Below are 24,743 nucleotides of genomic sequence, written 5' to 3' on the forward strand. Positions count from 1 at the left end.
TCAGCCACGTGATCATTCTGAATGTCTGGGGCCCGCCGGCGCAGCAACTGGGCGACACATCACGACAGGGCGAACGTTGCTTGATGCGGCACTAGCCATGGCCAACGCCGGCCCCGGCACCAACGGCTCCCAGTTCTTCATCACCCTCGCACCCACCGCCTGGCTCACCGGCAAGCACACCATCTTCGGCGAGGTAGCCGACACTGCCAGCCAGCAGGTCGTCGACACCATCGCCACCACGCAGACCAACCCCCGCAACGACCGCCCCGTACAGGACGTCGTCATCGAGAAGGCCATCATCGAAACCCGCTGAGGAGCGCCGCAGTCGGCGCTGCCCTGCCGTGAAACTTCAGTCGTGGGCTCGGGAACCCTCTGACCGCGGCCTCGGCCGTCGGCCGTTACGTCTCTGACGAGTAGGCGCGTAGCAGCCGGGGCCCGGTGGATGGACCGGGCCCCGGCTTCACGCGTGGGAAGTACGCCCCGGGCAGCTGCCGGCGTTTCCCGCGCTGTACGGGGGGTCCTACAGGTTGGACCTGACGTAGCCGAGTGCCGAGCGTGCGTCACGTTCGATCGCCGGCCGAGGCCGTGGGCATCCTCATGGGCTCACGCCGCCTCACCGAGCAGCAGTCGTCGACGTGCCGCGCCGCTACTCGCAGGAGAAGAACATCAAAGCCCAACGAGGGGCCCTGTGCGGACAGGGCGGCCTGTAGACGCCGCGGCGGGGCGGTCCCCCGGCACTCCCGGCACTGCCGGCTTTGAGGGGCCCTGGCCAGGAGGAGCACCACGGCGAGTGGCGCCGAGCCGGCCATAAGGCCAGTGGCGCCGCTCGCCGCCGACGACGGGCCGGAGGCGATGCTCTTGTGGAGGTGGCGGGCGGGGGCTGGGGCGATTCGGTGCCATTCGGGAGCAGTGGCCAGAGCTTGAGAGACTGGCCGGATGGATATCGTCCGCAGGAACAACGTCACTGTCGCCGGCAACCCGCAGGGGCGCCCGGTGGTGCTGGCCCATGGGTTTGGCTGTGACCAGAACATGTGGCGGTTGACGGTGCCTGCGCTGGCCGACGACTGCCGGGTAGTGCTGTTCGACTACGTGGGGGCCGGTCGCTCGGATGTGTCCGCGTTCTCACCCGATCGTTACGCCTCCCTGGACGGCTATGCCCGGGATGTGGTGGAGGTGTGCGAGGCACTCGACCTGCAGGATGCGGTTTTCGTCGGGCATTCGGTGAGCGCCATGATCGGCGTGCTCGCGGCCGAGGTCGCTCCCGAGCGGATCGGTGCGCTGGTGATGCTCGCGCCGTCGCCGCGGTACATCAACGACGACGGCTACCGGGGCGGGTTCACCGCCGAGGACATCGATGAACTGCTGGCTTCATTGGAGTCGAACTACCTGGGCTGGTCGGCGGCCATGGCCCCAGTGATCATGGGAAACGCCGAGCGGCCCGAGCTCGGTGAGGAACTGAAGAACAGCTTCTGTGCCACCGACCCGGACATGGCGCGCGTTTTCGCCCGGACCACCTTCCTGTCGGATTCCCGGGACGATCTGAAGCGGGTGACGGTGCCGACGCTGGTCCTGGAATGCACCCAGGACGTCATCGCCCCCCGCGAGGTGGGCGCCTTCGTCCACCAGGCGATCCCCGACTCCCAGCTGGTCACTCTTGATGCGACCGGGCACTGCCCGCACCTGTCCGCCCCCGAAGCCACCAACCAAGCGATCACAGCGTTCCTGGCGGACCTGCCGTAATGTGCCGCACCAGCCAGCAGCCCGAACCCCACGACGCCGGCGACCAAAAGAACCCCGGTGCGGCATTCGCCGCACTGCTGGAGGACAGCGCCGAGGACCTGTACGAGCGCGCGCCGTGCGGATACCTGTCCACGCTGATGGACGGCACTATCGCAAAGATCAACACCACGCTGCTGGACTGGCTCGGGCTGGAGCGCGCCGAGGTCGTGGGCCGAATACGATTCCCCGACCTGCTGACCGTCGGCGGCAAGCTGTACCACGAAACGCACTTCGCGCCGCTGCTGCGCATGCAGGGCGAGATCAACGGGGTCGCCCTGGAGATCAAGCAAGCGGGCGGTGGCCGCGTCCCGGTGCTGGTTTCCTCGGTGGTCAAGCACGGCAGCACCGGCGAGTCCCTGCTGATCCGGACCACCGTCTTCGACGCCCGGGAGCGCCGCGCCTACGAGGAGGAACTCCTGCGCGGCCGCAAAGCGGCCGAGGAGGCACGCAGACAGGCCGAGGCCGAGCGTGCCCGCCTGCAGGACGCCCTCGCTGTGCTGCAGCAGTCCCTGCTGCCTGACATCCTGCCGCCGGTCCCGGGCGTAGAGACGGCCTCCTACTACCACGCCGCCTCCCCCGACCGGCTCGGCGGCGACTTCTACGACGTCTTCCCCATCGACGGCAAACGCTTCGCGTTCTTCCTCGGCGACGTGTGCGGCAAGGGCCCCCAGGCCGCCGCGCTCACCTCACTGACCCGCTACACCCTGCGCGCCGCCGCTGTGCACGACCCCGACCCGGTCTCCGCCCTGACCACGCTGAACAGAGTGCTGCACGAGCGCTACGCCGGCAGCGGCGACCCCCGCTTCTGCACCGTCATCTTCGGCACCCTTGAACCGGATCCCGTCACCGGGCAGGTCACCGTCCAACTCGCCTCCGGCGGCCACCCGCCCGTGCTCGTCCTGCGCGCCGACGGAACAGCCGACTACCTGCCCACCCCCGGCGGCCTCCTCGTCGGCGTCCTGCCCGCCGCGCGCTTCGCCACCGCCGCCACCACCCTCGCGGCCGGCGACACCCTTCTGCTCTACACCGACGGTCTCACCGAAGCCCGTAACCGGCACCGACCGCACCGCCCTGTACGGCGACGACGGCCTGCTCGCCTTCGCCACCGAGCACGCGGGCAAGCCGCCGAACGCCCTCATGCAGGCCCTCACCGGCCTGCTCGACAGCATCGCCGACGGCCTCGACGACGACACCGCCCTGCTCGCACTCGGCGTCCCCGCCCCCGACTCCCGGATCAGAAACAGGCCATGACCCCGCTGCAGATCACCACCCGAGACGCCAGGACCGGTCCCGTTCTGGAGATCACCGGCGAACTCGACTACATCACCGCCCCCGATCTACAGGAACTGATCACCACGATCCAGCTCCGGCCAGGCCAGCGCCTCGTCCTGGACCTGGGCGGCATGGACTTCTGCGACTCCAGCGGCCTCAGCGCCCTCATCGCCGCTCACAACCACGCCCGCGCCGCCGAAGCCGACATCGCCCTCACAGCCGTACCCGCCCACACCCTGCGCGTCCTGCGCATCGTCGGCCTCGACCAGATCTTCTCCCTTCACCCCGAAAGCGGGACCGCCCGCAACGCCTGAAGCCTGGCCCAGCCCTGATGCGAACGACCCGGGCGCCGACACCCCTACATCCGTGGTCGGTAGGGCAGAGATCCCTCTGCACACCCTGCGCGCGCCTTTTCCCAGGCGTTTACCCATCTCACATAGAGCGGTCGGGATAAGACGGACGCGCGGTACCTATCACCGCTTCGGTGCGCTGCACCACTCCTTGCACTCGCGACTCCGGCCGCCCTGACGCACCGGCCGTCCGACGCGGAGCCTCGGCTGAGCGGGCCCCGGCCGCAGTACGCGACGGGCGCGCCATACCGCTCGGACCACCGCCGATGCCGCCGCCGTGCCGCTTTCCTCGCCCCGGCCGCCGGCAGCTGCCCCTGGACGGGGTGGACGTTCTCCGCAGCCGCCAGCTGCTGGACGGCGTCAACGTGGCACGCGATGCAGACGGCCGGTGGCGGCACCCCGCCCGCCTCCACCGCACCCGACCCGACCTCCAACCGAGCGACGTCCCACGATGGGCTGGCCCACAGAGCTGACGAAAACCGCAGAGCTCGCGCCATGGCCCGTTGGCCAAGTCAGGGGCCCGGTCGCCGCCGTGCACGCGGCAAAGCGGCTCGAGGCATGTCGGGACGACCGGTGAGGACGGGAGCCGAGGGCGCGCGCCCCGGGCACACGGGGTGCTGTGCACGCCGCGCGTTGTCTGGGGCTTGTCTGCTGCATGTGCTCTGACCTGCGGTGGAGTTGTCCGGTTGTCCTGCCGGACGTCTCGGACGCTGTATCGCGGGACGGGCGGCTGCCTGGGGCGGTAGTCATGGAGCGGCAAGTCCGCGCCGGCCGTTTCCGGCGAGTGCGGGGGAAATGTGACCGCAGGTCAATAGCACCTGCGGCCGGGGGCGTTGGGGAGGGCTGTCATGGTAGGACGCCGGGAGAAGCCGATCGGGCGGGGCGGGGGGCCGATCAAGGAGTTCGCCGAAGGGCTGCGGGCGCTGCGCAGCGAGGCGGGGGTCTCGTATGCGGCGATGGAGAAGCGAGTTCCGTTCAGCCGGGCGACGCTGAACGAGGCCGCGAGCGGCCGCAAACTGCCGGCGAGGGACCTGGCGCTGGCCTACGTACAGGCGTGCGGAGTTGATGAGCGCACGCTGGGCGAGTGGGCGCAGCGGTGGGAAGCCGCCAGGGCCGAAGTGGACCGGCTGGAGAAGCAGAAGACGCAGGCGGCGCAGCCGGGAACCGGCGACGGCGGCACCGGGCCGGCCTTTGGGACCCGGCAGGAGTCGGTGCGACAGCCCGGGCCCCACGACCCCCGTCAGATCGGTGGGTTCAGGGTGCTGGGGTTCCTGGGCTCGGGTGCCATGGGCCGGGTCTACCTGGGTGAGAGCACCGGCGGCCGGCGGGTGGCGATCAAGGTCATCGACGGTGCCCGGGCCGGCGACGCCGAGTTCCGTGCCCGGTTCCGGCACGAGATCGACGCGGCCCGCCGGGTGCACGGGATGTTCACCGCGGCGGTCGTGGCCGCCGACCCGGATGCGGCGGAGCCGTGGATGGCCACCGAGTACGTCGCCGGCCCGCCCCTGCAGGAGGTCGTCGCCTCGCAGGGCCCGCTCAAGGTCGAGACCGCGATCAAGCTGGCCGCGGGGGTGGCGGAGGCGCTGGCGGCCATCCACGGCGCGGGGGTGGTGCACCGGGACCTGAAGCCGGGCAACGTGCTCGTCGACCGGGACGGCCCGAAGGTGATCGACTTCGGGATCGCACGGACCCGGGACGCCACGGCGCTGACACGGACCCAGCTGGTGGTGGGGACGCCCGGCTATGTGGCGCCGGAGCGGCTGACCGCCGGTCAGGCGGGGCCGGCCAGCGATGTCTTCTCCTTGGGAGCGCTGCTGGCCTACGCGGTCTCGGGACGGTCGCCGTTCGGTACGGGCACCACGGAGATCAGCTACCGGATCGTGCACGCCGAGCCGGATCTGGAACCGGTGCCCGAAGTGCTGCGGGAGCTGGTGCGGTGGTGCCTGGCCAAAGATCCCGAGGGGCGGCCCGGCCCGCAGGACGTGGTCGACTGGTGCCGGCCGCACGCCGGGCAGGTGGGCCCGGGCTGGCTGCCCGCCCCGCTCGACGACCTGGTCCGCCGGCGCGCCGAGGAGGCCGCCGCGGTCTGTGTCCCCGAGGACAGGCCCACGGTGGCGGAGCCCGCGCCGCACGGCGGGCGGGTCATGCTCGCCGTGCTGGCCGTCGTCGCGGTCATCGCCGCGGTCGCGGGCCTGCTGGTCTGGCACCCCTTCGCGGAACAGCCGTTCGCCCAGGGCCCCTCCCCCACTGCCTCGTCCAGCGGGGCCGTCACCACCGGAACGACCGGCGGGCCGACGTCAGGAAGCACCGCCGGCTCGGGCAGCAGCGCCGGCGCCACCGCGGGAGCCGCGGGAAGCACCACCCAGGGCTCGGGCGGCGGGACGACCAGCGGACCCACCGCAGGCACCACCGGCGGCAACTCCGGAACGACCCAAGGCCCGACAGGCGGGACGACCGGCGGGCCCACCGGAGGGAACACCGGCGGCACGGGTGACCGGGGCAGCAGCAGCGGGCCGAGCGGCAGTGCCTCCAGCGGCAGCAGTCAGGGACCCGGTGGCGGCGGCTCTCACGACAACGACGACGACAAGAACGACAAGACCGGCCCCAGCCAGGACTCCTCGCAGCCGGTCCTCGGCGGAACAGGGGTCTCCGTTCAGCCGCGTTCGGGCACCGTGGACTGCAGCCAGCCCATCACCTTCACCTTTGCCGCCTCCGCGCAGCGGACCGGAACGATCGAGTACAGCTGGTTCCCCGACCAGTTCCTGATCGACCGCGGCTACGACCAGCGCTCGGCAAGCATGACCTTCACCACGCCCAACTCCCAGTACGACACCTACGTGGTCCACCTGCAGGGCACCCACCCCGGCGACACCGTGCAGGGCGCGATGGCCGTCCAGGTCACCTCCCCCACGGTCGACCGGCAGAAGGTCGGCGACCAGTTCGCCCTGACCTGCGCCTGATCCACCCTCAGGCGGGCAGGCCCGTGCGCCCACCTCCCGGGCCTGCCCGCTGAGCCCTCCGTAGCACTGTCTCCCCGGCTCGTGGCGCCGCGCGCCACGGCACGGCACCGCCATGCCTGAAACCAGACCGCGGCGCCCGCCCACCCACCTCACCGCTCCCGCTTCCCACGCGGCCGAGCGCTTCCTCACCCCATGGAGATGACGTGACGCGCACCGGATCCCTCCCCGCCTCAGCAGCCCGGCGAGTGAGTGCCATCGTGGCCCTGGCCCTGCTGGCCGCCCTGATCGCCTGGACCGTGGCGCAGCACCCCCACCCGGACGCGCAGCCGGCCGCCACCGCGGCCCACGTCACCGGCCCTGTCGGCAAGAAGGTGGTCCTGGCCCGCGGCGACACCCTGTGGTCGCTGGCCCGGCGTCACGGCACCACCGTCGCCGCCCTGCAGCAGGCCAACCACCTGGGCCGCTCCACGCTCATCTACGCCGGGCACCGCCTGGTCCTGCCGACCGGGCCGGGCGCCCACGCCCGAACGCCTTCCGCGCCCAGCACCGGCCGCCGCTCCGCCGCCGGCCCGGGACGCGCGGCGGTGGACTTCGCCCGCCGCCAGGTCGGCGTGCCCTACCGATGGGGCGGCACCGGCAGGGGCGGCTTCGACTGCTCCGGCCTGGTCCAGGCCGCCTGGCACACCGCCGGCATCGACCTGCCCCGCACCACGTTCACCCAGATCCACGCCGGCACCCGCATCTCGCGGGCCCGACTGCGTCCCGGCGACCTGGTCTTCACCCACGACGGCCGCCACGTCCAGCTCTACGCCGGCCACGGCCACGTCATCGAAGCCGCCCGGCCCGGCACCACGGTGGGCTACTCCCCCCTGCCACCCGCGCACGCCGTCGACGCCTACCTGCGCCCCGCCCCGACCGGACGCCGCTGACACCCCGCCCCGGGGCCCGTACGCGCCCCCCGAAGACACCGCCCGGGACCACCTGCCGGCGGTCAACACCGAAAGAGAGAAGGACACATCCGTGAGTCTGCCCCGCCCCGGCGCGGCCCGTAGTCTGGCCGCCACCCTCCTGATGGCCGTGATGGCCCTCCTCATCCAGCAAGTACCGGCTCACGCCGGCCCGGCGCCGGTACCGACCACCGCCATGACCCGCTGCACCCACGGCTTCGACCCGGACCAGGCCACCACCCTGCACCTGTCCGGCGGCCGCGGAAGCACCTTCCCCAGCGACAGCATCGTGCACCCCAGGGACGTCATCCGGATCGTCCCCCACGAGAGGGACGAGGTGTCCACCAGCGGCTGGTGGTGGCAGCCCGCCGACGGCTCCAACTGGGTCACCCCCGCCGGCCTCGACCCCCGCCAGAGCGCCGGCGACGGCTACCCCGCCCCCGGCCTGAACAAGTACAGCCTCATCGCCCGCCTCGCCGGCTTCCAGCCCTTCGAAGTCCTCAAGAAGCCCGGCTGCCGCATGGCCGGATCCGCCGGCACCCTGGACCTGCGCATCAACGACGCCCAGGACTGGGACAACTTCGGCGCCTGGAACGTCGACATCCAGCTCTACCGCGAACCCCTCCAGGACGGCGGCTTCGAACAGCAGCCCGCCTCCACCGTCCGCCGCCCCTGGCACACCGAAGGCCCCGACACCAAAGTCATCCTCACCGACGTCGGCCAGGCCAACCACGGCAACAAGTCCGCACTCCTCAGCTCCCCCGGCCCGCGCGTCTGGAACGCACTGACCCAGACCATCCCCGTACGCCCCCGCACCGACTACAGGATCACCGGGTTCTTCCGCACCTCCGACAACGTCAACACCGCCTTCTTCGGCGTCCGGCTCCCGGGCATCTGGCCCCCCGTCGAACGGCACTTCGGCCCCGCACCCGCCTACTGCCCGCCCCGTGACCCCGCCTGCTACAGCCAGATCACCGTCTCCTTCAACTCCGGCGACCACACCACCGTCACCGCCTTCGCCGGCTTCTGGGGAGTCGGCCGGCCCGCCACCCTGCAGATCGACGACATCCGCGTCCTGTCCTCCTGAACCCCAGCAGCACACCGGCGCCCCGGGACCTGACGGCCCCGGGGCGTCCGCAGCGCACGGACTCGTCTGCGGACCGCCCGTGACTCCAGTGCGGCTGTCACGCTCCTCAAGCAGCGGGCGGACCAAGATCAACATTGTGGGATACTGCGAACGACCATTCGAATTACCCACAGGGGGAACGGACCACATGGCTTTCACTCGTTTCAGAAGGACCGCCCTGGCCGCCGCGTCCGGCGCTCTCGCGCTCGTCGGCGTCGTAGCCGGTTCCGGCACCGCCGACGCCTCCCCGGGCCAGACGGCCTGCAGCATGTGGCGCAGCGGGATCGGCCAGATCTGCGTGACGGAGGACGCCAACGGCTACAACGCCCAGTTCGCCAGCACGATGTACGGCAAGGTCGACTTCAACCTCGTCATCAACACCAGCCAGCACGTGGGCGACAAGGGCGCGTTCAACGTGGTGTCGGGCAAGCCCTACACCTACTACTTCGCCACCGGCAGGCAGCACGACGCTGCCCTCTGCCTGTACTCGCGGGACGGCCAGTTCTCGCAGATGTGCACGTCGATCCTGTTCGGCTGACATCCGGCCGGCGGTCCGGATCCACGGTCGCCGCCCGATGACGGGGCGTCCGCAGCTTGGTACGGCTGCGGACGCCCCTGTCCATTGCCCCCAAACCCGTTCGTCTTGCCGGCAGTTACCGCAGCTCGGACGAGGACACCGACGGGCCCGCACGAGGGGGGCCGCCGGCGCAGCAGTCGGTGGTGGTCAGCTTCCAGACGGACTTGATGGAGCCGTGACCACAGGGGTCGAGCTGCTGATGCGCCAGGCGAGGGCTCCCGTGGAGCCCTCGGCTGCGACGACGTCGATGCGGACCGGTCCGTCGCCGTTGATGCGTTGCTGCACCACCGACCGGTCGCAAGGAACCGGCGCGTCGGAGCCCGACTTCTCGGGGAGGACGGTCAGGTGTGCGCTGCCACGACCGACGCAGGTGAGAACGAGCCGGTACGTCGTGCCCCGGTGAAGTACCGGGTGCGTGTGGATGCCGTCACCGACACGCTCCGACCCGCCTTCCAGTAGGGCATCCCCGGGCACACTTTCCACGACGGATGTCGCCTGCTTGATCAGGCGATCCTCAGACGCAGCACTCGGCGCCGGAGACCGGGAGTCGGCTTGGCGCGACGGCGTGGGCCGGGCGGCGCCGTGATCGCCGGAGTCCTGGCTGCATGAAGCGAGCAGCAGGACCGAGGCGGCCGCGGCGGCGCAGGCCGGAACAGTCCGCCGGATGATCGGCTGGCTCATGACGGCGTCTCCCATGACTTCCATCCCGTCTCGGACGTCGGCAGAACCGCGCTGCCGCTGCCGAGTTCCTTCGCCCCGCAGGAGCCGACGCGCTGGTACTTGGCCCACTTCACCTTGTATCCCCAGGAGCCGTACTGCAGGTGGCCGTACTCGTGACTGTGGACAGTACGCCCGGACCGACCTTGTAGGAGGTCCCGTGCCACCACGACGGCACGAAGTCGTTCTTCTTCGACGTGATGGCGTACCAGGTGTAGGGCCCGCACCGGCTTGAGGTCTCCGCGATCCGTCCGATCGCGTGACAGCCGGGATGGTCCTAGACTGAGAAAGGCTTTTGGCTAAATTCTGCGGCGCTCCGGCCACCCGGCAGACCCGCAGGCTTCTTCGCCGTCCTTCCTCCTGGATGGAAATCGGGGAGGCAAAGATGCGCCGCTCGCGTTCTTTCCCCGTCGTCGGAATCTCCCTGTATGCCGCCCCAACTCCTGCCGGAGGATCCCCCTTGGTCGGCGTGCATCTCCTACATGAAGTTGAACCAGCCCTATAGGCGAGGCTTCCGTGATGGTTACCGAGCGGGTGAGTGAGCGGGAACAGTGGCCGGCTGGAGCTGTTCCCGCAGAAACTTCCCGCTGTTGCCGTCAGGCACTCCGTACGCGGAGGGCACGCCGTCGGCTGCACAGTGGCTTACACGTACTACTACATAAAGTTCCGCAGTCTGAAGGCATGCGCGCTCCGGCACGGACAGGCTCCTCCCGGGCCGATCACCCGCTGAAAGCGGCTGCTGCACCACGCCCGGGCGGTCAGGGGCGTCCCGGACACTTCGTCGAGGGGCTGACCCTGCGACAGCAGGCCCGCCTCGACCTCCTGGCTCGCGGAAACGCACCGCCGTATCGCGGGAGGTGGAACCTTCATGAGCAGCCGAACTGCACTGACCGGAACCGCGGTGGGCCTGGTGGTGGCCGGAGCCCTCTCGACGACCCTTGTACCGGTCACCGCCTCGCCCGCCTGGGCCCAGCAGTGCGTAGCCACCGCTCGCACGCCGAGCCACAGTCATTCGCACCGAGCCGACCGCCGCAACCGTGAGGTGAGGGAAGCGGTCGTATGCCTCATCAACGCGCAGCGTGAGCAACGCGGTCTTCCCGCCCTGACCTACAACCAGAACCTGACGACGGCGGCTCACCAGCACGCCTTGGCCGCCGTGGAGCAGGAGTGGTGGGGGCCGGGCAAGGACTCGCACACCAACCCGCAGACGGGCTCGACACCGCAGAGCCGCATTCTGGGAGCAGGCTACTGCCCGAACCCGGTGTCCTGGCGGGTCGCCGAGATCACCTACAACGGCTGGGCCGGCGGAGGTACGCCGGACGCCGCCCTGAACTGGTGGATGAACTCCCCACCCCACCGGGCGAACATCCTCGACCCAGGGCTGCGTGAGATCGGACGCTGGGCGCAGGCTGGTGCGGCCGACCCGGCGGGAACAGGCGCGAGCGGAGCCGGAACGTACGTCGTCACCTTTGGAAGCTGTCAGCAGTGAGCCGCCCCGAAGTCCGCAAAGGCCCGGCCCCTGTGGTGGTCTCCACCTCGCGCGTCCGGATCGGTTGGCCACGCAGGGACTCATGAGTAGAGAGGCCCGGGACATGCCCTCCTCACCGGAGCGACATCCCCGGGTCTCGATCGTCCACCGCTTCCGTTGTCTGCCTGGGCTCGGTGCTCCCGGCCGGCGAACCGCTGGCCTACATCCGCGTCAGGTCACGGACAAGGCGGGTCAGCCGAGGCGAGGGAGCGACCTTCAATTCCAGCTGCAGCAGCCGCCGGTAGTCCTGGTACCGCTTGACCGCACAGGCCACGTTGCCCTCGGCAAGGTGCACCTCGACGGCGATCCGGTGCGGAGTCTCGCGAAACGGGTCGATGGAGACGGCGGCGTGCGAGGTCTGCAACGCGGACAGATGACGGCCCTCGCTCTGGAAGCGCTGGGCCAGTGCCTCCAGCGCGTACAGTCGTAGCTGATCCCAACGCTCCCGTTCGAGTACAAGCCATTCGTCGTCCCAGCCAGGGAGCAGCACTTGGCTGAGATCTGCCACCAGTTGGTCTTCATCGGGCACGCCTCTCACGCCCGAGGCAAGGCGGTGTGCTTCGTCGCACGCGTCGTGGAAGTCGACCGAGAGAGCGGGTGCGAGGGTGAGGATGTGGTCGACGCTGTCCATGGCCGGTACCGATCCGATTCTTCTGCCCTGGCAGAGCGCGGTCCGCAAATTGGCGGACGCGCGGCCGTGGTTGCAGGCGGGCCACAACTGCTCGGCGACTGTACGCCGATGCGCTCCCTCGCGGTGCAGCGCAAGAAAAGCCAGCAGTCGCTGAGCCCCGGCCGAGACGGTCATACGCCGCGCCCCGCAGGTGACTTGGAAAGGACGCAGTATTTCGAGACGGACTTCTTGTGACACGCCTTTCACTCTGCGCGACGCTTTTTGGGCTTGCAACTGGAGGACGAGGCGGAGCCCTTGCCCGTTCTGCCGCGCCGAGCACGCGCTGACACCGGATTCACGTCGCAGTAACGTTTCTGCAACGCGTGGCGCCACATTTTCTCAACGTCTCTGCGACAACCGCCGCACGTCCTTCACCGCACGCCGGAACGAACCCGGAACACCTGGGTGGGACACCTTTTCTCGTGCCAGGCGCGGCGTACGCGCCCGCCGGACCGCAGTAGACCGCATCGGTGCGCGGAGGCCCAGCATGGACACCCGGTCAGTGGTGCGCGGGGTTGCCGGGGACGGAGACCTCCTCGGTAGCCCCGAGGTGCGCGTTGCGGTCCTCGACGGCCCGGTGGACTCGGCGCATCCCTGCTTGTTCGGAGCGAACCTCACACGGCTGAACACCCTGGTGTCGGATCCAGCCGGCCCCGGCCCCATGTCGCTGCACGGGACACACGTCACGAGTCTGCTCTTCGGGCAGCCGGGTTCGCCGGTGCGCGGTCTCGTACCGCGCTGCACGGGCCTGCTGCTCCCGGTGTTCCGGGAGTCCCCGGCCGGCCGCGTCACGCGTGTGCCGCAGCTGGATCTGGCACGGAACAGGCCGTGGCACCGGTGACGTACCTCTTCACCTTCGACGTGAGCGATGAACTGCCGGTCAGCCTCGCTCCGGTGCACACCTTCATCGGCGGCGTCTGACCGCCGGACCACACCGAGGACCTCCCCATGGAAACGACCGGGGAGAGCGACGGCGTGTAGCGGGTGGCAGCCGCCGGGGCGGCGGAGCCACCCCTCACGGCTGGGCGCCTACCGTCGGCGCCGAAGTGCAGGCGAACGGGGCCCAGGCCGGGTCGACATGGCCCCCCCAGGGCCCACGCGGGCGTCAAATTCCCTACGTTGAAAATCATCTGACACACCACCAGGAGTCGCTCCTACGGTGGTGAGGGGGCGTGGGCTCCCGATTTGCAGGAGATTTAGGGCGGAGTAGCCTGTAATTGATTATTCCTACCCAATTTCGGAGGTAGGCCATGTTCATCCGCATACTGCATCGGCGTCGTAGGCCGCGCAGGCTTCTCCTTCTCGGTGGCGGCCGTCTGATTCGCGGCTTCAGCGGCGGCATGTACGACGGTCACGGATACCACGCCTGACGCCGTCCAGCGGCCGTTACGGGAGGATGCGCGGTGGCAGACCACACCGAAGCACTGGTGGCGGTGAGGCGGTTCCTGTCGCCGTCCTGCCGCGTCGTACAGATGTCCGGCGGAGCTCTGATCGCGGACTTCAGGCGTGCCCGCTTCCTCGGCATGACAACGGCAGACGTCCAGAAGTTCGTCGACGGAAGCGTCGAGGAACGCGCGGAGCTTGCCACCGCTCTCGTCCGTTCCGGGTGCGCGCCGGCCCACCGCAAAGAGTATGCGGACGCCGAGATCGGGCGCTGGCTCCGCGGAGTTCGCCTGCTGATCCGCACGGTGGGATTCGGGCGCGTCCTTCGGTTGCTCTCCTTGGCGGCCCCGGACTACGTCCGTGCGGAGCCCCCCGAGACCGAGGAGGTGGCGCGGCTCAAACGGGCGGTGCAGTCACTGGCCCACACCAGCTGGTTCGTCAACGACGACTGCAAGGCCGTGGCCGTGACGGCTTTCGTGCTGCTGCGGCGATCCGGTCTGCAGGCCGTGCTGCACGTCGGCATGCGCGAGCACCCGTTCGCCCTGCACGCCTGGACGTCGGCGGCCGGGTTGTGCATCCCGGACGCCGATCCGCGCGGGCATAGGTTCACACCGATTCTCTCCATCGACCGCGGAGGGCGGTGAGGTGGAAGCGGTCCGCCTCGATTGGGCCGCGGGTGCGCCAAGACTCCGGGCGGCCGAGGACATGGCGGAACAGGGGCTGGTGACGACGGTCTCCTCGCGGGCCGGCACCGCGACGGTCGTCGGCTGGGTCCACTCGTTCCGCGACCGCGTGGCGGGTGCGCACCGCCTCCTCGACGCCTTCGCCGGATCAGGAGCCGCACCACGTCCGCCGAGCGGCGACTACGCGGCCGTCCTCGTCTACCGCGAGCGCATCCTGCTGATGCGGGACGAGTCCGCACGCATCCCCTTGTTCTTCAGACAGTCCGGCGGCCGGGTGAGCGCGGTGAGCACCTCGGCGCGTCGCCTCGGCGACGCCGAAGAGCTGGAGCGGCGCTACTTCTGCCGCTACCTGACCGGGAACATGGCTCAGCCCCACACGGCACTCACCCCGTTCGCCGGGGTCCACCGGATCCTGGGCGGCGAGGTGGTGGAACTGTCCCCCACCGGGCGGCTGCACGGCCGCATTCGGCGATCCGCCCCCGCTTTGGGCGGACTCCTGCCGACGGCCGCGGGCGACGCCGGTCCCGGCACAGCGGCCAAGGACCTGCGCCGCGCGCTGGAGAACGCCGTCTCCCGCCGCATGGGCACGACGACGGCATGCCACGTCTCCGGCGGCCTGGACTCCACCAGCGTCGCCCTGCTCGCCGCGCGGACACTGGCCGGAGGCAGCCACGAAGGCAGCCGGCACGGGGAGCTCGTCCTGCTCTCCGGGCGCTTCGGCAGCGGAGAACTGGCCGCGGAGCAGGCGTACCTGGAGGAGGCGATGGAGGAGATCCGCCGCCAGGCGCCCGAAGCCCGCCCGGTGATCGTGGATGCCGGTGACGTGGCCGACTTCGACGACTTCCGGCACCATGCGGGAGACGCGGACGAACCGCATGCGCACGCCTTCCGGGCCCCGTTCTGGAGCAGGCTTCATGCCGCGGCGTCCGAGCTGGGCTGCGACATCCTCATGACCGGGTGCGGGGCCGATCCGATCGTCGACGCCAACCCGTTTCACCTGCACCGGCTGGCCCGCACGGGACGGCTGCACGGGCTGGCGCTGCAGGCACGCGCCTGGGCCCGGGGCAGCGAGCGGGGTGTGCGGGACATCGTCCAGGACTACGTGCTGCGGCCGGCTCTTCCTCTGGCGGCCGAACGGATCGGCATGCTCGCCCGCCGCGGAACGGTGCTCGGCGGTCTCGGCGCCTTCAGCCGTCCCCCATGGCTGCGATCCGGCTTCGCGCGGGCCCACGGCTACCGGGAGGCCGGCCTCGCGGAGACCGGGTTCGTCTTCGGACGCGCGCCGGAGCAGTCGCTCTACGACGCGGCCAACTACCTTGCCGCTCCCGACCTGCTGTCCTGGCAGCGCGCGCGGGAGGACGGATACTTCCTCTCCCACCCCTTCCTCGACCAGGAGGTCATCGCGCTGATGCGCGGCCTTCCCGCCGAGGCGACGTTCTGTCCGGGACGGCCGAAGGCGGTTCTGCGTGAGGCGATGGCGGATTTGCTGCCCGCCCGCATCCACGACCGGACGGTCAAAACCCCTTTCAACCAGCTGTACGTCCGCGGCTTGCAGGTACACGGCGACGACCTCATCGGCCTGTGCCGCTCCGCGAGGCATCCCCTGGTCCAGGAGATGTTCGACGTCGAGACGCTGTGCCGAGCCGTGCGGGAAGCGCGGCTCGGGGTGGGGGACGCGCACTCCTGGGATCGCGTGAACAGCTCCCTCGCCCTGGTGATGTGGCTGGAGGGGCTGGTTAGCGCCGGGCCTTGATCTCGTCCAGGGTCTCTTCTACCGGGCCCGCATAGACGTCGATCAGGCCGTAACGATTCACTACCTCACGGAACTTCTGCTCAGAGAGGGGACGGCTCTCCTCACCCTCCGGCACAATGTCCGGCACCACGGATACACCATGCTGACCAAAGGTCCAATACGTAGTGACGCGGCGCACTCTTCTCATATAATGATCGATTGCATTGTTTTCTCGCATATTGGACGATTGAATGATGGTGTCCTCCTTCTCCTTCTTATTCTTGTCCTTTGCCCAGGCAGGCAGCGCGAAGCCCTTCCAGGAGTAGTGAGGCTCGCCGAATTTCTCCACGACAAGCCGGTCTTTGCGTGCTAGGTTCAGGGTGGCGTAGAACGTCAGCTTGTCGAAATTCGTGTTGCTCGGAAGCTGAACAACGGTCCGCGTGAGTGACTCGTCGTTCGCCTTGATCCAATTCCCGGCGGGAATCCACGGCTGCGCCGCGACCAGCATGCCAGGCTGGTAGACCTCCCTGCGGGTGAGCGGGTGCTTCTCTCGAGACAAGGCCCATTTCTCGGCTTCCTCTCGCCACTTCGAGGGGGCCAGGTCCCTCGGGCTGACCGTCACGCCCTCTCCCATGGCATGGAACTCGGCGCCCAGCACGTAGAAACCGATATCGCTGTGATTTACAAGCTTGATTTCGACGGGTACGGCGAATGCGTTGCGGTCCGTACTGAGCACCGCCTTGCCCACGTTCAGCTGCACGAGAGGGGTGGCGTCGCGCCGGTACGGCTGGAAAAGGTACTGGTAGCCGAAATTGGCGACCGCCACGGCCGTGGAGATGACGAGTGCCGCGGCCACCCGCTTCGGGGCGGGGATTTCATCCAGCCTTCGCCATACCAGGACGACAGCGGATAGCGAGCATGCACTGAGCACAATGGACAGTACTTTGTAACGGACAATCTCGCCATCATTCCATGCCTGGAGGGCGAGCAAGACGTTCGTCAACAACGCCACGCCGGTACCGACCAGCGCGACCACTCTGAAGTTGGAGATCGGACCTCGGACCCAGCAGTCCACGACCGCGGCAATCCCCACGACCATGATGAGTGCCGCCAACATGAGGGCCGCTCCGGTAACGCACCCCGGGAAGGTAAGAGCCTCCCTGAAGTCCTTGAAGCCGCACCAGCCCACCGGCAGCGCGGTCAGGAGCAGGACCAGCACCACCCACGCCATTTCCGCCCGCGCGCATCGGGATCTCGTCATGCGTCGTCGTACCATCACGTACGAGCCGGAGCGGGCCCCTGAGTTAGGCCCGGGGGAAGTCGTCACATGATCACCTCCTGGCGACGTACCGGAATCCGATCACCACGTTCCGATGTGATCCACGCGATCACTACACACATTCCGCTGGAATCACCACATACATTCCGCCGGTCGGCCCACCCATCGTGCACTGAAGCCGTAACGGTCATACTCGCGAATTCCCCGATGCCATGTCGTCGCTTCCGGCAACGACATCCGGAATCGTTCGATTTTCACCCAACTCCGAGGGGGCATTTTTACGGTCTCGCCCGAGCTGCGATCCAGCACGACCCGGATATGCTGGTGTTGACCCCTTCTGTGAGCGCGCGAGACTCGTCATCGACGGTCAGTTGACGCCTGAACGAATGCCGTGGCGCATGCACGGAGGGTGATTCCCGTGGCGCGGTTCCGCGCCTCGCCTCGTGATGACGGATCAACCGCGCTTCCGTCTCCGACAGTGCGTCCGGACCCGTGAAGGCCAAGACGCTGCGGTGTCCGCCCTCTTGAACGCGGCCGGTACGTACCGCTCGCGAAGTTGTCGGGCTGCACGTCCAGTTGCTCGGTCCCCCTGCCGAGGAGTCATCGTGCCCATGCTGCTCATCAAGGGCTTTTACGAAGTCAAGGGAACGCAACCCGACGGTGACACTGTTCATTTCACGGCCGACGACCCCACCGAGTGGAGTCTTGTCGGCGGGGGCGCCGGACGTGCCGTTGAGCACAACGCCGTGGGGCGGGCGACGCTGCGTCTGGACGCGATCGACGCGCTCGAGACGCACTACGGCCCGAGTCGCGTCCACCAGCCCCTGCAGTTCGCGCACGCGGCGCGGGACGAGCTGCTGAGCCGGCTCGGTTTCACCGACGTCCAGCGCGGTTCGGGCGAGACGGTGACCGCCAGCACCCCGGAGACGGTTCCCGGATTCATCCTCACCCGCGGTGCCGACGTCCACGGCCGTTGCGTGGCGCTCGCCGGGCACGGTCCTCCGCCCGGCACCAGCGGCCTGGAGATCGACGTTGACGTCGCCGTGCTGCGGACGACCGTCAACCACCACCTAGCTGGCCGAGGGGCTGGCCTACCCGACCTTCTACCGCAGCCTGTTCACCAGTCTGCGGACCGAGATGGCCGCCGCGGCCGCGGAGGCGCGGCAGGCCCACCGGGGCCTGTGGCCCAGCGACGTGACCGCGACCGGGGTGAAGATCACCGGACTGGTCTCGCTGACCGACGAGGCGGTGATCCTGCCCAAACTGTTCCGCAGGCTGGTCGACTACCTCCGCCTCACCATGCCGCTGGCCTGCCTTCCGGCCTTCCTGGCCGGTGTCCAGGACCGCTTCTCCATCCTCTCCACGGGTGAGCGGCGGGCCGGTCTGCACCACATCGTGGAAGTCACCAACGATCACACGGTGCGGATGACCCACCCGCCCGAAGACCTCCTCTTCGACGACGCCTGACATCTCTCCTTCGGGTTCGCCCCGGCCCGGGGCGAACCCGAAGGAGAGATGCGGGAGATGCGATGCGGCTGACGCCGGCCGGCGGGCCTCGCGCGTCACTGCTGCGCGAAGTGCCTTTTGAGCCAGGTGAGCAAAGACGCGAACGCAGGGGTCATGGCGGCGTCCGACTGCTCAAGGACTGTCAGGCGGTCGCCGTCCTCCACCGTGATCGCGTAGCTCATCGCGTCCCTGGCACGGCCGGCCTGCTCTTGCGCCTGCTCCTCCAGGGGCCTCGCGACGGCCGCCGCCAGCAGGTCGGACAGTTCAGCCGCGGCGGTCTCGGGCAGGTCATCCGTGTCCAGCACCTTCGGCGGGCGGCGGAGATCGATCACCGCCGCCAGCCCGCCGTACGTCTCCAGGGTCACCTTCACCCGGTGCCCTTCAGTGCGGCCACATCCCTGGCCAGCCCCGCGACCTTGTCGTTCAGAGCCGCGATCTGCCCGGCGAGGGCCTCCAGGCCGTTCTCCCGGCCCGCGCCGCCGTTCCCGTTGGCCGCGAAGCTCCGCACCCGGGCGACTCCGGTGGGGACTCCCCGGAGCGGGACTTCCACCTCCTGCCACGCCGACAGCACGGCCGACTGCTCGGGGCTGCCGACACCGAACAGTTCCCCGGCCTTCTGGAAGGTGGTACCCGCGAACTCCTGGAACCCTTCCTCGGCACTGGAGGCCTTGAGCGATTCGTACCAGATGCTTCCGGCAGCCTCCCATGCGAATCCACCGATGCGCACAGCGGTCAGGTAGAACGCCTTGTTCGGAATACCGGAGTTGTAGTGCACCCCGCCGAAGTCACCTCGTTTGGTGTCCGGCAGGTGGATGAACTTGCTCATACGGTCGGGCTGGGGGTCCTTCCCGAACTGCGGGTTGTTGTAGGCCTGCCCCGGGTCCTTCATCGACCGCAGGGCGTCGCCACCGATTCCCGGGGTCCACACGTCACCCCCGATCAGCCAGTCCGCCTCCTCAGCCGTCTGCTTCTTGGACCACTGCTTCACCAGCGATCCGAAGACGTCCGACATCGACTCGTTCAGAGCCCCGGACTGGTTGTGGTACTCGAACTCCGCGGTGTTTTCGGTGACGCCGTGCGTCAGCTCGTGGGAGATCACTTCGAGGGACCCGGTGAGGTTGCTGAACTCCTTCCCGTCCCCGTCGCCGAAGAGCATCTGGCGTCCGTCCCAGAAGGCGTTGTTGACCTGGAAACCGAAGTGGACGTATCCGTCCAGGCGCATCCCCCGGCCGTCGATCGAATTGCGCTGGAACACCTCCTTGTAGAAGTCGCGCGTGAGACCGAGTGCTTCGAACGCCTGGTTGACGGCCGGATCCGCGGACTCCGGGCCGTCCTCCGGCCTCGCCAGGACGGCGTTTGTCAGGATCTCTGCCTGCTCGCAGTCGAAGACGGTGCGCCGGCCATCTCCGGGGGCGGCCGCGCCGGCGAAGGACGCCCGCACCGATCGCTCGCCCCGTAGACGAGCAGTGACCAGCATGGTGTCCAGGGCAGCCTGGCGTACCTCGCTGTCTTCGCTGTCCAGGAGCTTGTCGAGGATGTACGGGGGGATGATGCAGTTGATTGGGCGAGCCCTGCTCATGGGACACCTCCTGAGCGAGAGGACCGATGGCTGAGCATGCGTCACTTTGACGGCTGCTCAGCTGGTACCCGGATCACCGATCGTCGCGTTCAACCATCAACGCGAGGAGGGTTTCTACGTTCAGCACGGCCGGGCGTGGCCCATCCGCAGATGCTCGCCGGCGGACGAGACCAGACGGTTTGAGGTCATGCACGGCACTGAGGAGAGATATTTCGTTGCCCAAAGAATCTTTGATTGGCCTTCAGCTCCCCCTGGACAACATTACGCTCACGCAATAAGCCCTGCATCCTGGAAATGAGGTCATATTTTGAATTCAATTTTTGACGATAGAACGACGGGTTCCGGGCTGCGCCAAGGCCAACGCGCAGCGGCCACCTACTCTTTGACAGGCGAGTTCATCATCTTGCGGGCCCGAACGAATGCTCACGGCTGATCCTGGCAGTGAGCCGGCTGGCGCTCCTCCACGCCGTCGCTCTCGGCATCGCGGCCTCGACGGATCTGGGAGCTCCGCTCGGGCTGATCCTCCTTGTCGTGGTCGTGGTCGTGGGCCTCTGGCTCCGCCGAGAGCTTCACGCCGAGATCGTCCGGCTTCAGGCAACGCTCGACTACCGCCGACCCATCGACGTCTACGTGGCGGACGAGGTCGAGGGGAAAATGACCATCACCGCGCCGCTTCCTGTCCTCGAGCAGGCCTGCCGAGTGGCCCGCAGCCCCGTGTCGCGCTACTGGGAGGCGTGCCAGGCCGGTCCGCACATGGTGAACCGCTACGTTCGTCTCATCACCTATGCGGCAGCCGTGAACCCGGCAGAATTCGAAGGGTTCCGGGCTGACTTGACCGACAAGGGGCGACAACTCCTCAACGAACTGTTGATGCTGTCACCGCATCAGCATCATCGCTCCACCACGCGGACTCCCCGCCAGACGGCCGGCCGACCTGATCGAGGAACGCGTACAGGCGATTCGTGGGGTGACGAGCGCGTCGGCCTCCGGCTCGGAGATCGAAGGCGCCATGGAGAAGACGTCGTCGATGACGCATCGAGGTCGCGGGCGGACTCGGTACCAGGCCGGTGAGCTGCACTGACAGCGGATCTGCGCGATGGGGGCCGTCAGGAATAGCCTGGAAATGAGCGGCACCGGGGCGGAGCGAACCCTCTCGATGCATCCCCTCGGCCCTGGAGTGCCGCAAAACAGGGAGGCAGAGTCATGCCCTGGAATCTGAACGGCACATATCTGGAGAGCTGTAACTGTGACGTGGTGTGCCCCTGCACCACTTCGGGCCTCACCGCACCGGCCGACCACGAGCGCTGTCAGGTGACCTTCGCCTTTCACGTGGACAGCGGGAACGTGGACGACGTCGACGTCTCCGACCGCAGCGTGGCCGTCTTCATCGACGGGCCGCGGGTGATGGCCGAGGGCGGCTGGCAGGTGGCGCTGTACGTCGACGCTTCAGCCGATGACGGCCAGGCGGAGGCGCTGGGCAAGGTCTTCTCGGGCCAGGTGGGCGGGCCGATGGCAGGACTCGCTCCGCTCATCGGCGAGGTCCTCGGCGTGGAGCGCGTCCCCATCGACTACCGCGACGACGGTCGCCGCCACGCCGCGCGGGTGGGCGATGCCATCGACATCGAGATCGAGGACCAGATCGCCCCGCAGTTCGGCCAGGACGGCCCGGTGATGGGCCTGACGGGCATGTTCCACCCGGTGAACAGCACACTGACGATCGCCCGGTCCACCCGGGCGACAGGCGACGGCGTGTACGGCCGGTCCTGGGACTTCACGGGCGGCAACGGACACTCGGCGCCCTTCACGTGGTCCGGATGACCGGTGGGCCGGTTACCGTCGGCATCCGGGTGGCCCCCGCCGGGCTGCTGCTGGTCGTGGCGGCCGCCGCCTGGGTCTGGATGGTGACGCATTGGGGCGGCATGCCGGCCGTGCCCGGCACCATGGGCCTGAGCCTGGCCGCTTTCCTGGCCGTGTGGACGCTGATGATGACGGCGATGATGCTGCCCGCCACGGCACCCGTCGCCGCCTTGTACGCACGCACCATCACCGTGCACCGGGCACCGCGCATGGTCGTTTTCACGGTCGCCTACCTGCTCGTCTGGGCCGCGGCCGGGCTGCCGGCGTATGCGCTGGCTGTCGGCCTCGGCCGGGCGGCGCGCCTCACCCCTGCGGCGGGGACAGCGGTGGCCGCGGCTGTGTTCGCGGTCAGCGGCGTCTACCAGCTCACGTCTCTCAAAGACCGGTGTCTGGCGAGGTGCCGTTCGCCGATCGGCCTGATGCTGCGCTACGCCTCGTACCCGCGGGCCTCGCGCGATCTGCGTGCCGGAGCCCACCACGGGGCCTTCTGCCTGGGCTGCTGCTGGTCGCTGATGGTGCTGCTGGCGGCGTTCGGTGTGATGAACCTGTGGGCCATGGTGGTTTTGGCCGCCGTGATCACCACGGAGAAAATCGCTCCGTTCGGTCGCCTGGTGGCCCGTGCCGTGGGGATCGCCTCGATCGTCCTGGCCGTCGCCGTCTTCTGGGTCCCGGCGCTGGCTCCGGGTCTCACCGGCGGCGGTATGGCCGGGATGTGAGCACGGGCAGGGGCCGAGGAAGCGGCTGATCTGTTTCGACGCGCAGCATGACCGGCTCAGGCCCTGAAAGAGGTGACCAATCGGCGAGGGCCGATGAGGGCCGCGGAGATGCCGGCGGAGGCGCAGAAGTGCTTGGCCGGCCGGCCAGGAGACGGTCCGCTCGACGCCCCCTCGGTGGCAGTCCGACCGCTGCGAGGACTCATGCCCTGGTGGGCGATGCAGTGCCGAATCCTTCGGCCGCGGAGCCTACGCCGGGACCGCGAACTCGACCCACAGGGGGTAGTGGTCGGAGACGTGCCAGGACAGGTCGGTGAGCGTCTGCTCGCCCTGCAAGGGGGCGACGAAGTCGACGTGGCCGCCGGCAACGACGTCCAGCGCCAAGACCGGGCGGTGCTGCTGGCCTTTGGTGAACCAGGCGATCTGATCGTAGAAGTGCTCGGCGCCCGGCTTGTCGAAGATGGTGCGCGGCAGTCCGGCCAGCTGAGGCGCGGGGGTGAGTCCGGTGGAGGTGAAGGCTTCGAACAGGGGATCGCCAGCGCGGTCGATGTTGAAGTCGCCTAGGGCGATGAGGTTGTGGTCCCAGTCGAATTCCCGCTCGGCCCAGCCGGCAAGCCATTGGGCGATGGCGGTCAGTTCCGGTACTCGCCCGGCGGCGCTGGCGCCGTAGTTGACGTGGAGGGTGACCAGGGTGAAGGTCTGCCCGGAGGAGAGGAAGCTGACCGCGTAGGGCGTGCGGGCGAACTGCCGGTCCAGGTGATCGGCGCTCATGCCGGCCTCCTCTTGCAGCGGCACCAACAGCTCGCAGGCCAGCCCCGACGGCTTGACGCGGCGCGTGTCGAACAGGAACGCCAGACGTTCCCCGTTGCCGGCCTTGCCCTGAGTGACGTCAGTGAGGATGAAGGCCCAGTCCTGGCCCAGGATTTTCATGAGATGGCGCAGCCCGCGAAGGTTGCCGCGCACCTCCTGCACGGCGACCACGTCGAACCGGCGGATGACCGCGGCGATGGCCTGTACGTCGGCGAAATTCCGCTTCGGGGAGGCGTCCTCGGCGGACGTCCAGGCCTTTGTCAGGTCAGAGAACGCCCGCAGGTTCCACGTCGCGATCAGGAGGTTCGCCCCGTCCGCCTTCACCGGCACCACACCGTCGAGGACCTCTTGCCAGTGGGCCAGACGCGTAGCAACCGCTGGGGGCGGGGTGAGGATGTCGGCTTCGGCTGTCACACGGGCCTCCTCGGTGCAGGGCGGGCGTTTCGAGCGTGCTCGCTCGCGGACGCGGCCTGCAAGGACCATTGCGGTGACTTCGCGGACGTATGCGGTTCCAAGCCCGGCCTCGTCCAGCTCTTCGGCCGCGCTCCGCATCCCACCTGGTGGAGGTGAGGTCGCCTCGGCGGTCGTGCTGGTCCGTTCCGGCCCAGGCAGACGGCGGGCACCATGCTCGCAAGCCGGGTGTCCGCCGGTCACCTGGGTGTCGGGGCGGCTACGAGTGGCCGGGCGGGCGGGTCAGTCCTCGGGCCCCTCGTTCTCCCGGGGCCCGTCACCGATGGCAACCCGCAGGTCGTGCACGCCCTGCATGACGTCAATGAGGGCTTCTTCCGCCCCGCCCAGAGCCCGCCGGGTCCCCTCGACGTCCCCTCGATCGGCATGCAGCTGAGCACTGAGGGTGTACAACGCCGTCATGGCGGCAGCAAAAGACGCCTCCCGACCTGGCAGCGATTGTTCCCCCTCGGACTCAGAGACCTGCATCGCCGTGCGCTGCAGCCTGTTCGTCAGGACGTTCATGGCAAGGCCAGGGTCATCACCCAGCCGATCCGTCCACCCGAGCGACGTCTGAAGGACGTCCTCGATCTCCCCCTCATCAGACAGCCGCGTCGCAGCAGTGATCTCCCACTCTGCCGTGGCCAGCAGACGGCCCAGCAACCGCAGACGGTCCGCCTCCCTCGGCCCCTCGGACGGCACCTGCGGATCCACCACCGGTTCAGCCCCCAGAGCAGCCAACGCCGCCCAGACCTGCTCAGCACTCACCGGATGCTCACTTTTCATACCCACGCCCTCAGCTTCGCTCCCCGAAGCCGCCATCGCCCG

General features: G+C 68.9%; 19 protein-coding genes and 3 pseudogenes. 15 read left to right on the forward strand and 7 right to left on the reverse strand.

The annotated features are described in order from the left end of the window. Positions 1–91: 91 nt before the first annotated feature. The 8 genes and pseudogenes from ACF08B_RS39320 to ACF08B_RS39355 form a co-directional block, all read left to right on the forward strand. Positions 92–313, forward strand: a pseudogene (locus tag ACF08B_RS39320) (peptidylprolyl isomerase); the annotation flags it as partial. 623 nt (positions 314–936) lie between these two features. Next, complete coding sequence (locus ACF08B_RS39325) at positions 937–1,740, forward strand: alpha/beta fold hydrolase (protein ID WP_392321840.1); 804 nt, start codon at positions 937–939, stop codon at positions 1,738–1,740. Beyond that, a pseudogene (locus tag ACF08B_RS39330) lies at positions 1,740–3,030 on the forward strand (PP2C family protein-serine/threonine phosphatase). Before ACF08B_RS39325 ends, ACF08B_RS39330 begins: the two are co-directional and overlap by 1 nt. Then, on the forward strand, positions 3,027–3,365 hold the full coding sequence (locus ACF08B_RS39335) for an STAS domain-containing protein (RefSeq protein WP_392321841.1): 339 nt from the start codon (positions 3,027–3,029) through the stop codon (positions 3,363–3,365). Before ACF08B_RS39330 ends, ACF08B_RS39335 begins: the two are co-directional and overlap by 4 nt. Positions 3,366–4,249: 884 nt before the next feature. Next, positions 4,250–6,361, forward strand: coding sequence for a protein kinase (locus tag ACF08B_RS39340; RefSeq protein WP_392321842.1), 2,112 nt, complete (start codon positions 4,250–4,252; stop codon positions 6,359–6,361). Positions 6,362–6,564: 203 nt separating this feature from the next. Next, on the forward strand, positions 6,565–7,290 hold the full coding sequence (locus ACF08B_RS39345) for a C40 family peptidase (protein ID WP_392321843.1): 726 nt from the start codon (positions 6,565–6,567) through the stop codon (positions 7,288–7,290). A 91-nt stretch (positions 7,291–7,381) separates the two neighbouring features. Then, positions 7,382–8,395 (forward strand): hypothetical protein, encoded by a 1,014-nt coding sequence (locus ACF08B_RS39350; RefSeq protein WP_392321844.1) that lies wholly within the window; start codon positions 7,382–7,384, stop codon positions 8,393–8,395. A 187-nt stretch (positions 8,396–8,582) separates the two neighbouring features. Then, positions 8,583–8,972, forward strand: a complete 390-nt coding sequence (locus ACF08B_RS39355) for a hypothetical protein (RefSeq protein WP_392321845.1) — start codon at positions 8,583–8,585, stop codon at positions 8,970–8,972. A gap of 186 nt (positions 8,973–9,158) precedes the next feature. Here ACF08B_RS39355 and ACF08B_RS39360 read toward each other — a convergent pair whose 3' ends face one another. Continuing rightward, positions 9,159–9,692: a hypothetical protein gene (locus ACF08B_RS39360; RefSeq protein ID WP_392321846.1), complete on the reverse strand. Its 534-nt coding sequence runs from the start codon at positions 9,690–9,692 to the stop codon at positions 9,159–9,161. 904 nt (positions 9,693–10,596) lie between these two features. Between ACF08B_RS39360 and ACF08B_RS39365 the strand changes: the two genes are divergently transcribed. Then, on the forward strand, positions 10,597–11,217 hold the full coding sequence (locus tag ACF08B_RS39365) for a CAP domain-containing protein (RefSeq protein ID WP_392321847.1): 621 nt from the start codon (positions 10,597–10,599) through the stop codon (positions 11,215–11,217). Between the two features lie 199 nt (positions 11,218–11,416). Here the strand turns inward: ACF08B_RS39365 and ACF08B_RS39370 are convergent, their stop codons facing one another. Further along, positions 11,417–11,887: a BTAD domain-containing putative transcriptional regulator gene (locus ACF08B_RS39370; RefSeq protein ID WP_392321848.1), complete on the reverse strand. Its 471-nt coding sequence runs from the start codon at positions 11,885–11,887 to the stop codon at positions 11,417–11,419. Between the two features lie 1,442 nt (positions 11,888–13,329). On the opposite strand from ACF08B_RS39370, the gene ACF08B_RS39375 reads away from it, so the two are divergent. Together ACF08B_RS39375 and ACF08B_RS39380 are read left to right on the forward strand one after the other, a co-directional pair. After that, a complete protein-coding gene (locus ACF08B_RS39375; protein ID WP_392321849.1) occupies positions 13,330–13,953 on the forward strand; it encodes a lasso peptide biosynthesis B2 protein in 624 nt (207 codons plus the stop codon). A gap of 61 nt (positions 13,954–14,014) precedes the next feature. After that, entirely contained in the window at positions 14,015–15,745 is a 1,731-nt protein-coding gene (locus tag ACF08B_RS39380; RefSeq protein ID WP_392321850.1) for an asparagine synthase-related protein, read from the forward strand. On the opposite strand, the gene ACF08B_RS39385 is transcribed toward ACF08B_RS39380, so the two are convergent. Continuing rightward, positions 15,729–16,946, reverse strand: coding sequence for a hypothetical protein (locus ACF08B_RS39385; RefSeq protein WP_392321851.1), 1,218 nt, complete (start codon positions 16,944–16,946; stop codon positions 15,729–15,731). The genes ACF08B_RS39380 and ACF08B_RS39385 overlap by 17 nt on opposite strands. Before the next feature lie 662 nt (positions 16,947–17,608). Between ACF08B_RS39385 and ACF08B_RS39390 the strand changes: the two are divergent. Then, positions 17,609–18,470, forward strand: a pseudogene (locus ACF08B_RS39390) (thermonuclease family protein). Between the two features lie 95 nt (positions 18,471–18,565). On the opposite strand, the gene ACF08B_RS39395 reads toward ACF08B_RS39390, so the two are convergent. Together ACF08B_RS39395 and ACF08B_RS39400 are read right to left on the reverse strand one after the other, a co-directional pair. Further along, complete coding sequence (locus ACF08B_RS39395) at positions 18,566–18,880, reverse strand: protealysin inhibitor emfourin (protein ID WP_392321852.1); 315 nt, start codon at positions 18,878–18,880, stop codon at positions 18,566–18,568. Further along, positions 18,877–20,088, reverse strand: a complete 1,212-nt coding sequence (locus tag ACF08B_RS39400; RefSeq protein WP_392321853.1) for a M4 family metallopeptidase — start codon at positions 20,086–20,088, stop codon at positions 18,877–18,879. Before ACF08B_RS39400 ends, ACF08B_RS39395 begins: the two co-directional genes overlap by 4 nt. A 441-nt stretch (positions 20,089–20,529) precedes the next feature. Between ACF08B_RS39400 and ACF08B_RS39405 the strand changes: the two genes are divergently transcribed. The 3 genes from ACF08B_RS39405 to ACF08B_RS39415 all read left to right on the forward strand — a co-directional run bounded on the left by ACF08B_RS39405 (position 20,530) and on the right by ACF08B_RS39415 (position 22,661). Beyond that, positions 20,530–21,159 carry a hypothetical protein gene (locus ACF08B_RS39405; RefSeq protein ID WP_392321854.1) on the forward strand — a complete coding sequence of 210 codons (630 nt, stop codon included), beginning with the start codon at positions 20,530–20,532 and terminating at the stop codon, positions 21,157–21,159. 132 nt (positions 21,160–21,291) lie between these two features. Continuing rightward, positions 21,292–21,906 (forward strand): DUF1326 domain-containing protein, encoded by a 615-nt coding sequence (locus ACF08B_RS39410; RefSeq protein WP_392321855.1) that lies wholly within the window; start codon positions 21,292–21,294, stop codon positions 21,904–21,906. After that, positions 21,903–22,661 carry a DUF2182 domain-containing protein gene (locus ACF08B_RS39415; RefSeq protein WP_392321856.1) on the forward strand — a complete coding sequence of 253 codons (759 nt, stop codon included), beginning with the start codon at positions 21,903–21,905 and terminating at the stop codon, positions 22,659–22,661. Before ACF08B_RS39410 ends, ACF08B_RS39415 begins: the two co-directional genes overlap by 4 nt. 246 nt (positions 22,662–22,907) lie before the next feature. On the opposite strand, the gene ACF08B_RS39420 is transcribed toward ACF08B_RS39415, so the two are convergent. Further along, entirely contained in the window at positions 22,908–24,020 is a 1,113-nt protein-coding gene (locus ACF08B_RS39420) for an endonuclease/exonuclease/phosphatase family protein (protein ID WP_392321857.1), read from the reverse strand. 141 nt (positions 24,021–24,161) lie between these two features. After that, the gene (locus ACF08B_RS39425) at positions 24,162–24,683 is read right to left on the reverse strand and encodes a hypothetical protein (protein WP_392321858.1); all 522 of its coding nucleotides are present in this window, start codon (positions 24,681–24,683) and stop codon (positions 24,162–24,164) included. Between the last annotated feature and the right edge of the window lie 60 nt (positions 24,684–24,743).

Origin of the sequence: Streptomyces sp. NPDC015139, from assembly GCF_043079785.1 — a bacterium.
GTDB lineage: Bacteria > Actinomycetota > Actinomycetes > Streptomycetales > Streptomycetaceae > Streptomyces > Streptomyces albidocamelliae.

Coding starts and splice junctions, on each gene's coding strand:
- ACF08B_RS39380 (WP_392321850.1), top strand. CDS start 14,015: ATGGCGGAACAGGGGCTGGTGACGACGGTCTCCTCGCGGGCCGGCACC.
- ACF08B_RS39360 (WP_392321846.1), bottom strand. CDS start 9,692: ATGAGCCAGCCGATCATCCGGCGGACTGTTCCGGCCTGCGCCGCCGCG.
- ACF08B_RS39355 (WP_392321845.1), top strand. CDS start 8,583: ATGGCTTTCACTCGTTTCAGAAGGACCGCCCTGGCCGCCGCGTCCGGC.
- ACF08B_RS39415 (WP_392321856.1), top strand. CDS start 21,903: ATGACCGGTGGGCCGGTTACCGTCGGCATCCGGGTGGCCCCCGCCGGG.
- ACF08B_RS39400 (WP_392321853.1), bottom strand. CDS start 20,088: ATGAGCAGGGCTCGCCCAATCAACTGCATCATCCCCCCGTACATCCTC.
- ACF08B_RS39365 (WP_392321847.1), top strand. CDS start 10,597: ATGAGCAGCCGAACTGCACTGACCGGAACCGCGGTGGGCCTGGTGGTG.
- ACF08B_RS39420 (WP_392321857.1), bottom strand. CDS start 24,020: ATGCGGAGCGCGGCCGAAGAGCTGGACGAGGCCGGGCTTGGAACCGCA.
- ACF08B_RS39370 (WP_392321848.1), bottom strand. CDS start 11,887: ATGGACAGCGTCGACCACATCCTCACCCTCGCACCCGCTCTCTCGGTC.
- ACF08B_RS39335 (WP_392321841.1), top strand. CDS start 3,027: ATGACCCCGCTGCAGATCACCACCCGAGACGCCAGGACCGGTCCCGTT.
- ACF08B_RS39340 (WP_392321842.1), top strand. CDS start 4,250: ATGGTAGGACGCCGGGAGAAGCCGATCGGGCGGGGCGGGGGGCCGATC.
- ACF08B_RS39410 (WP_392321855.1), top strand. CDS start 21,292: ATGCCCTGGAATCTGAACGGCACATATCTGGAGAGCTGTAACTGTGAC.
- ACF08B_RS39325 (WP_392321840.1), top strand. CDS start 937: ATGGATATCGTCCGCAGGAACAACGTCACTGTCGCCGGCAACCCGCAG.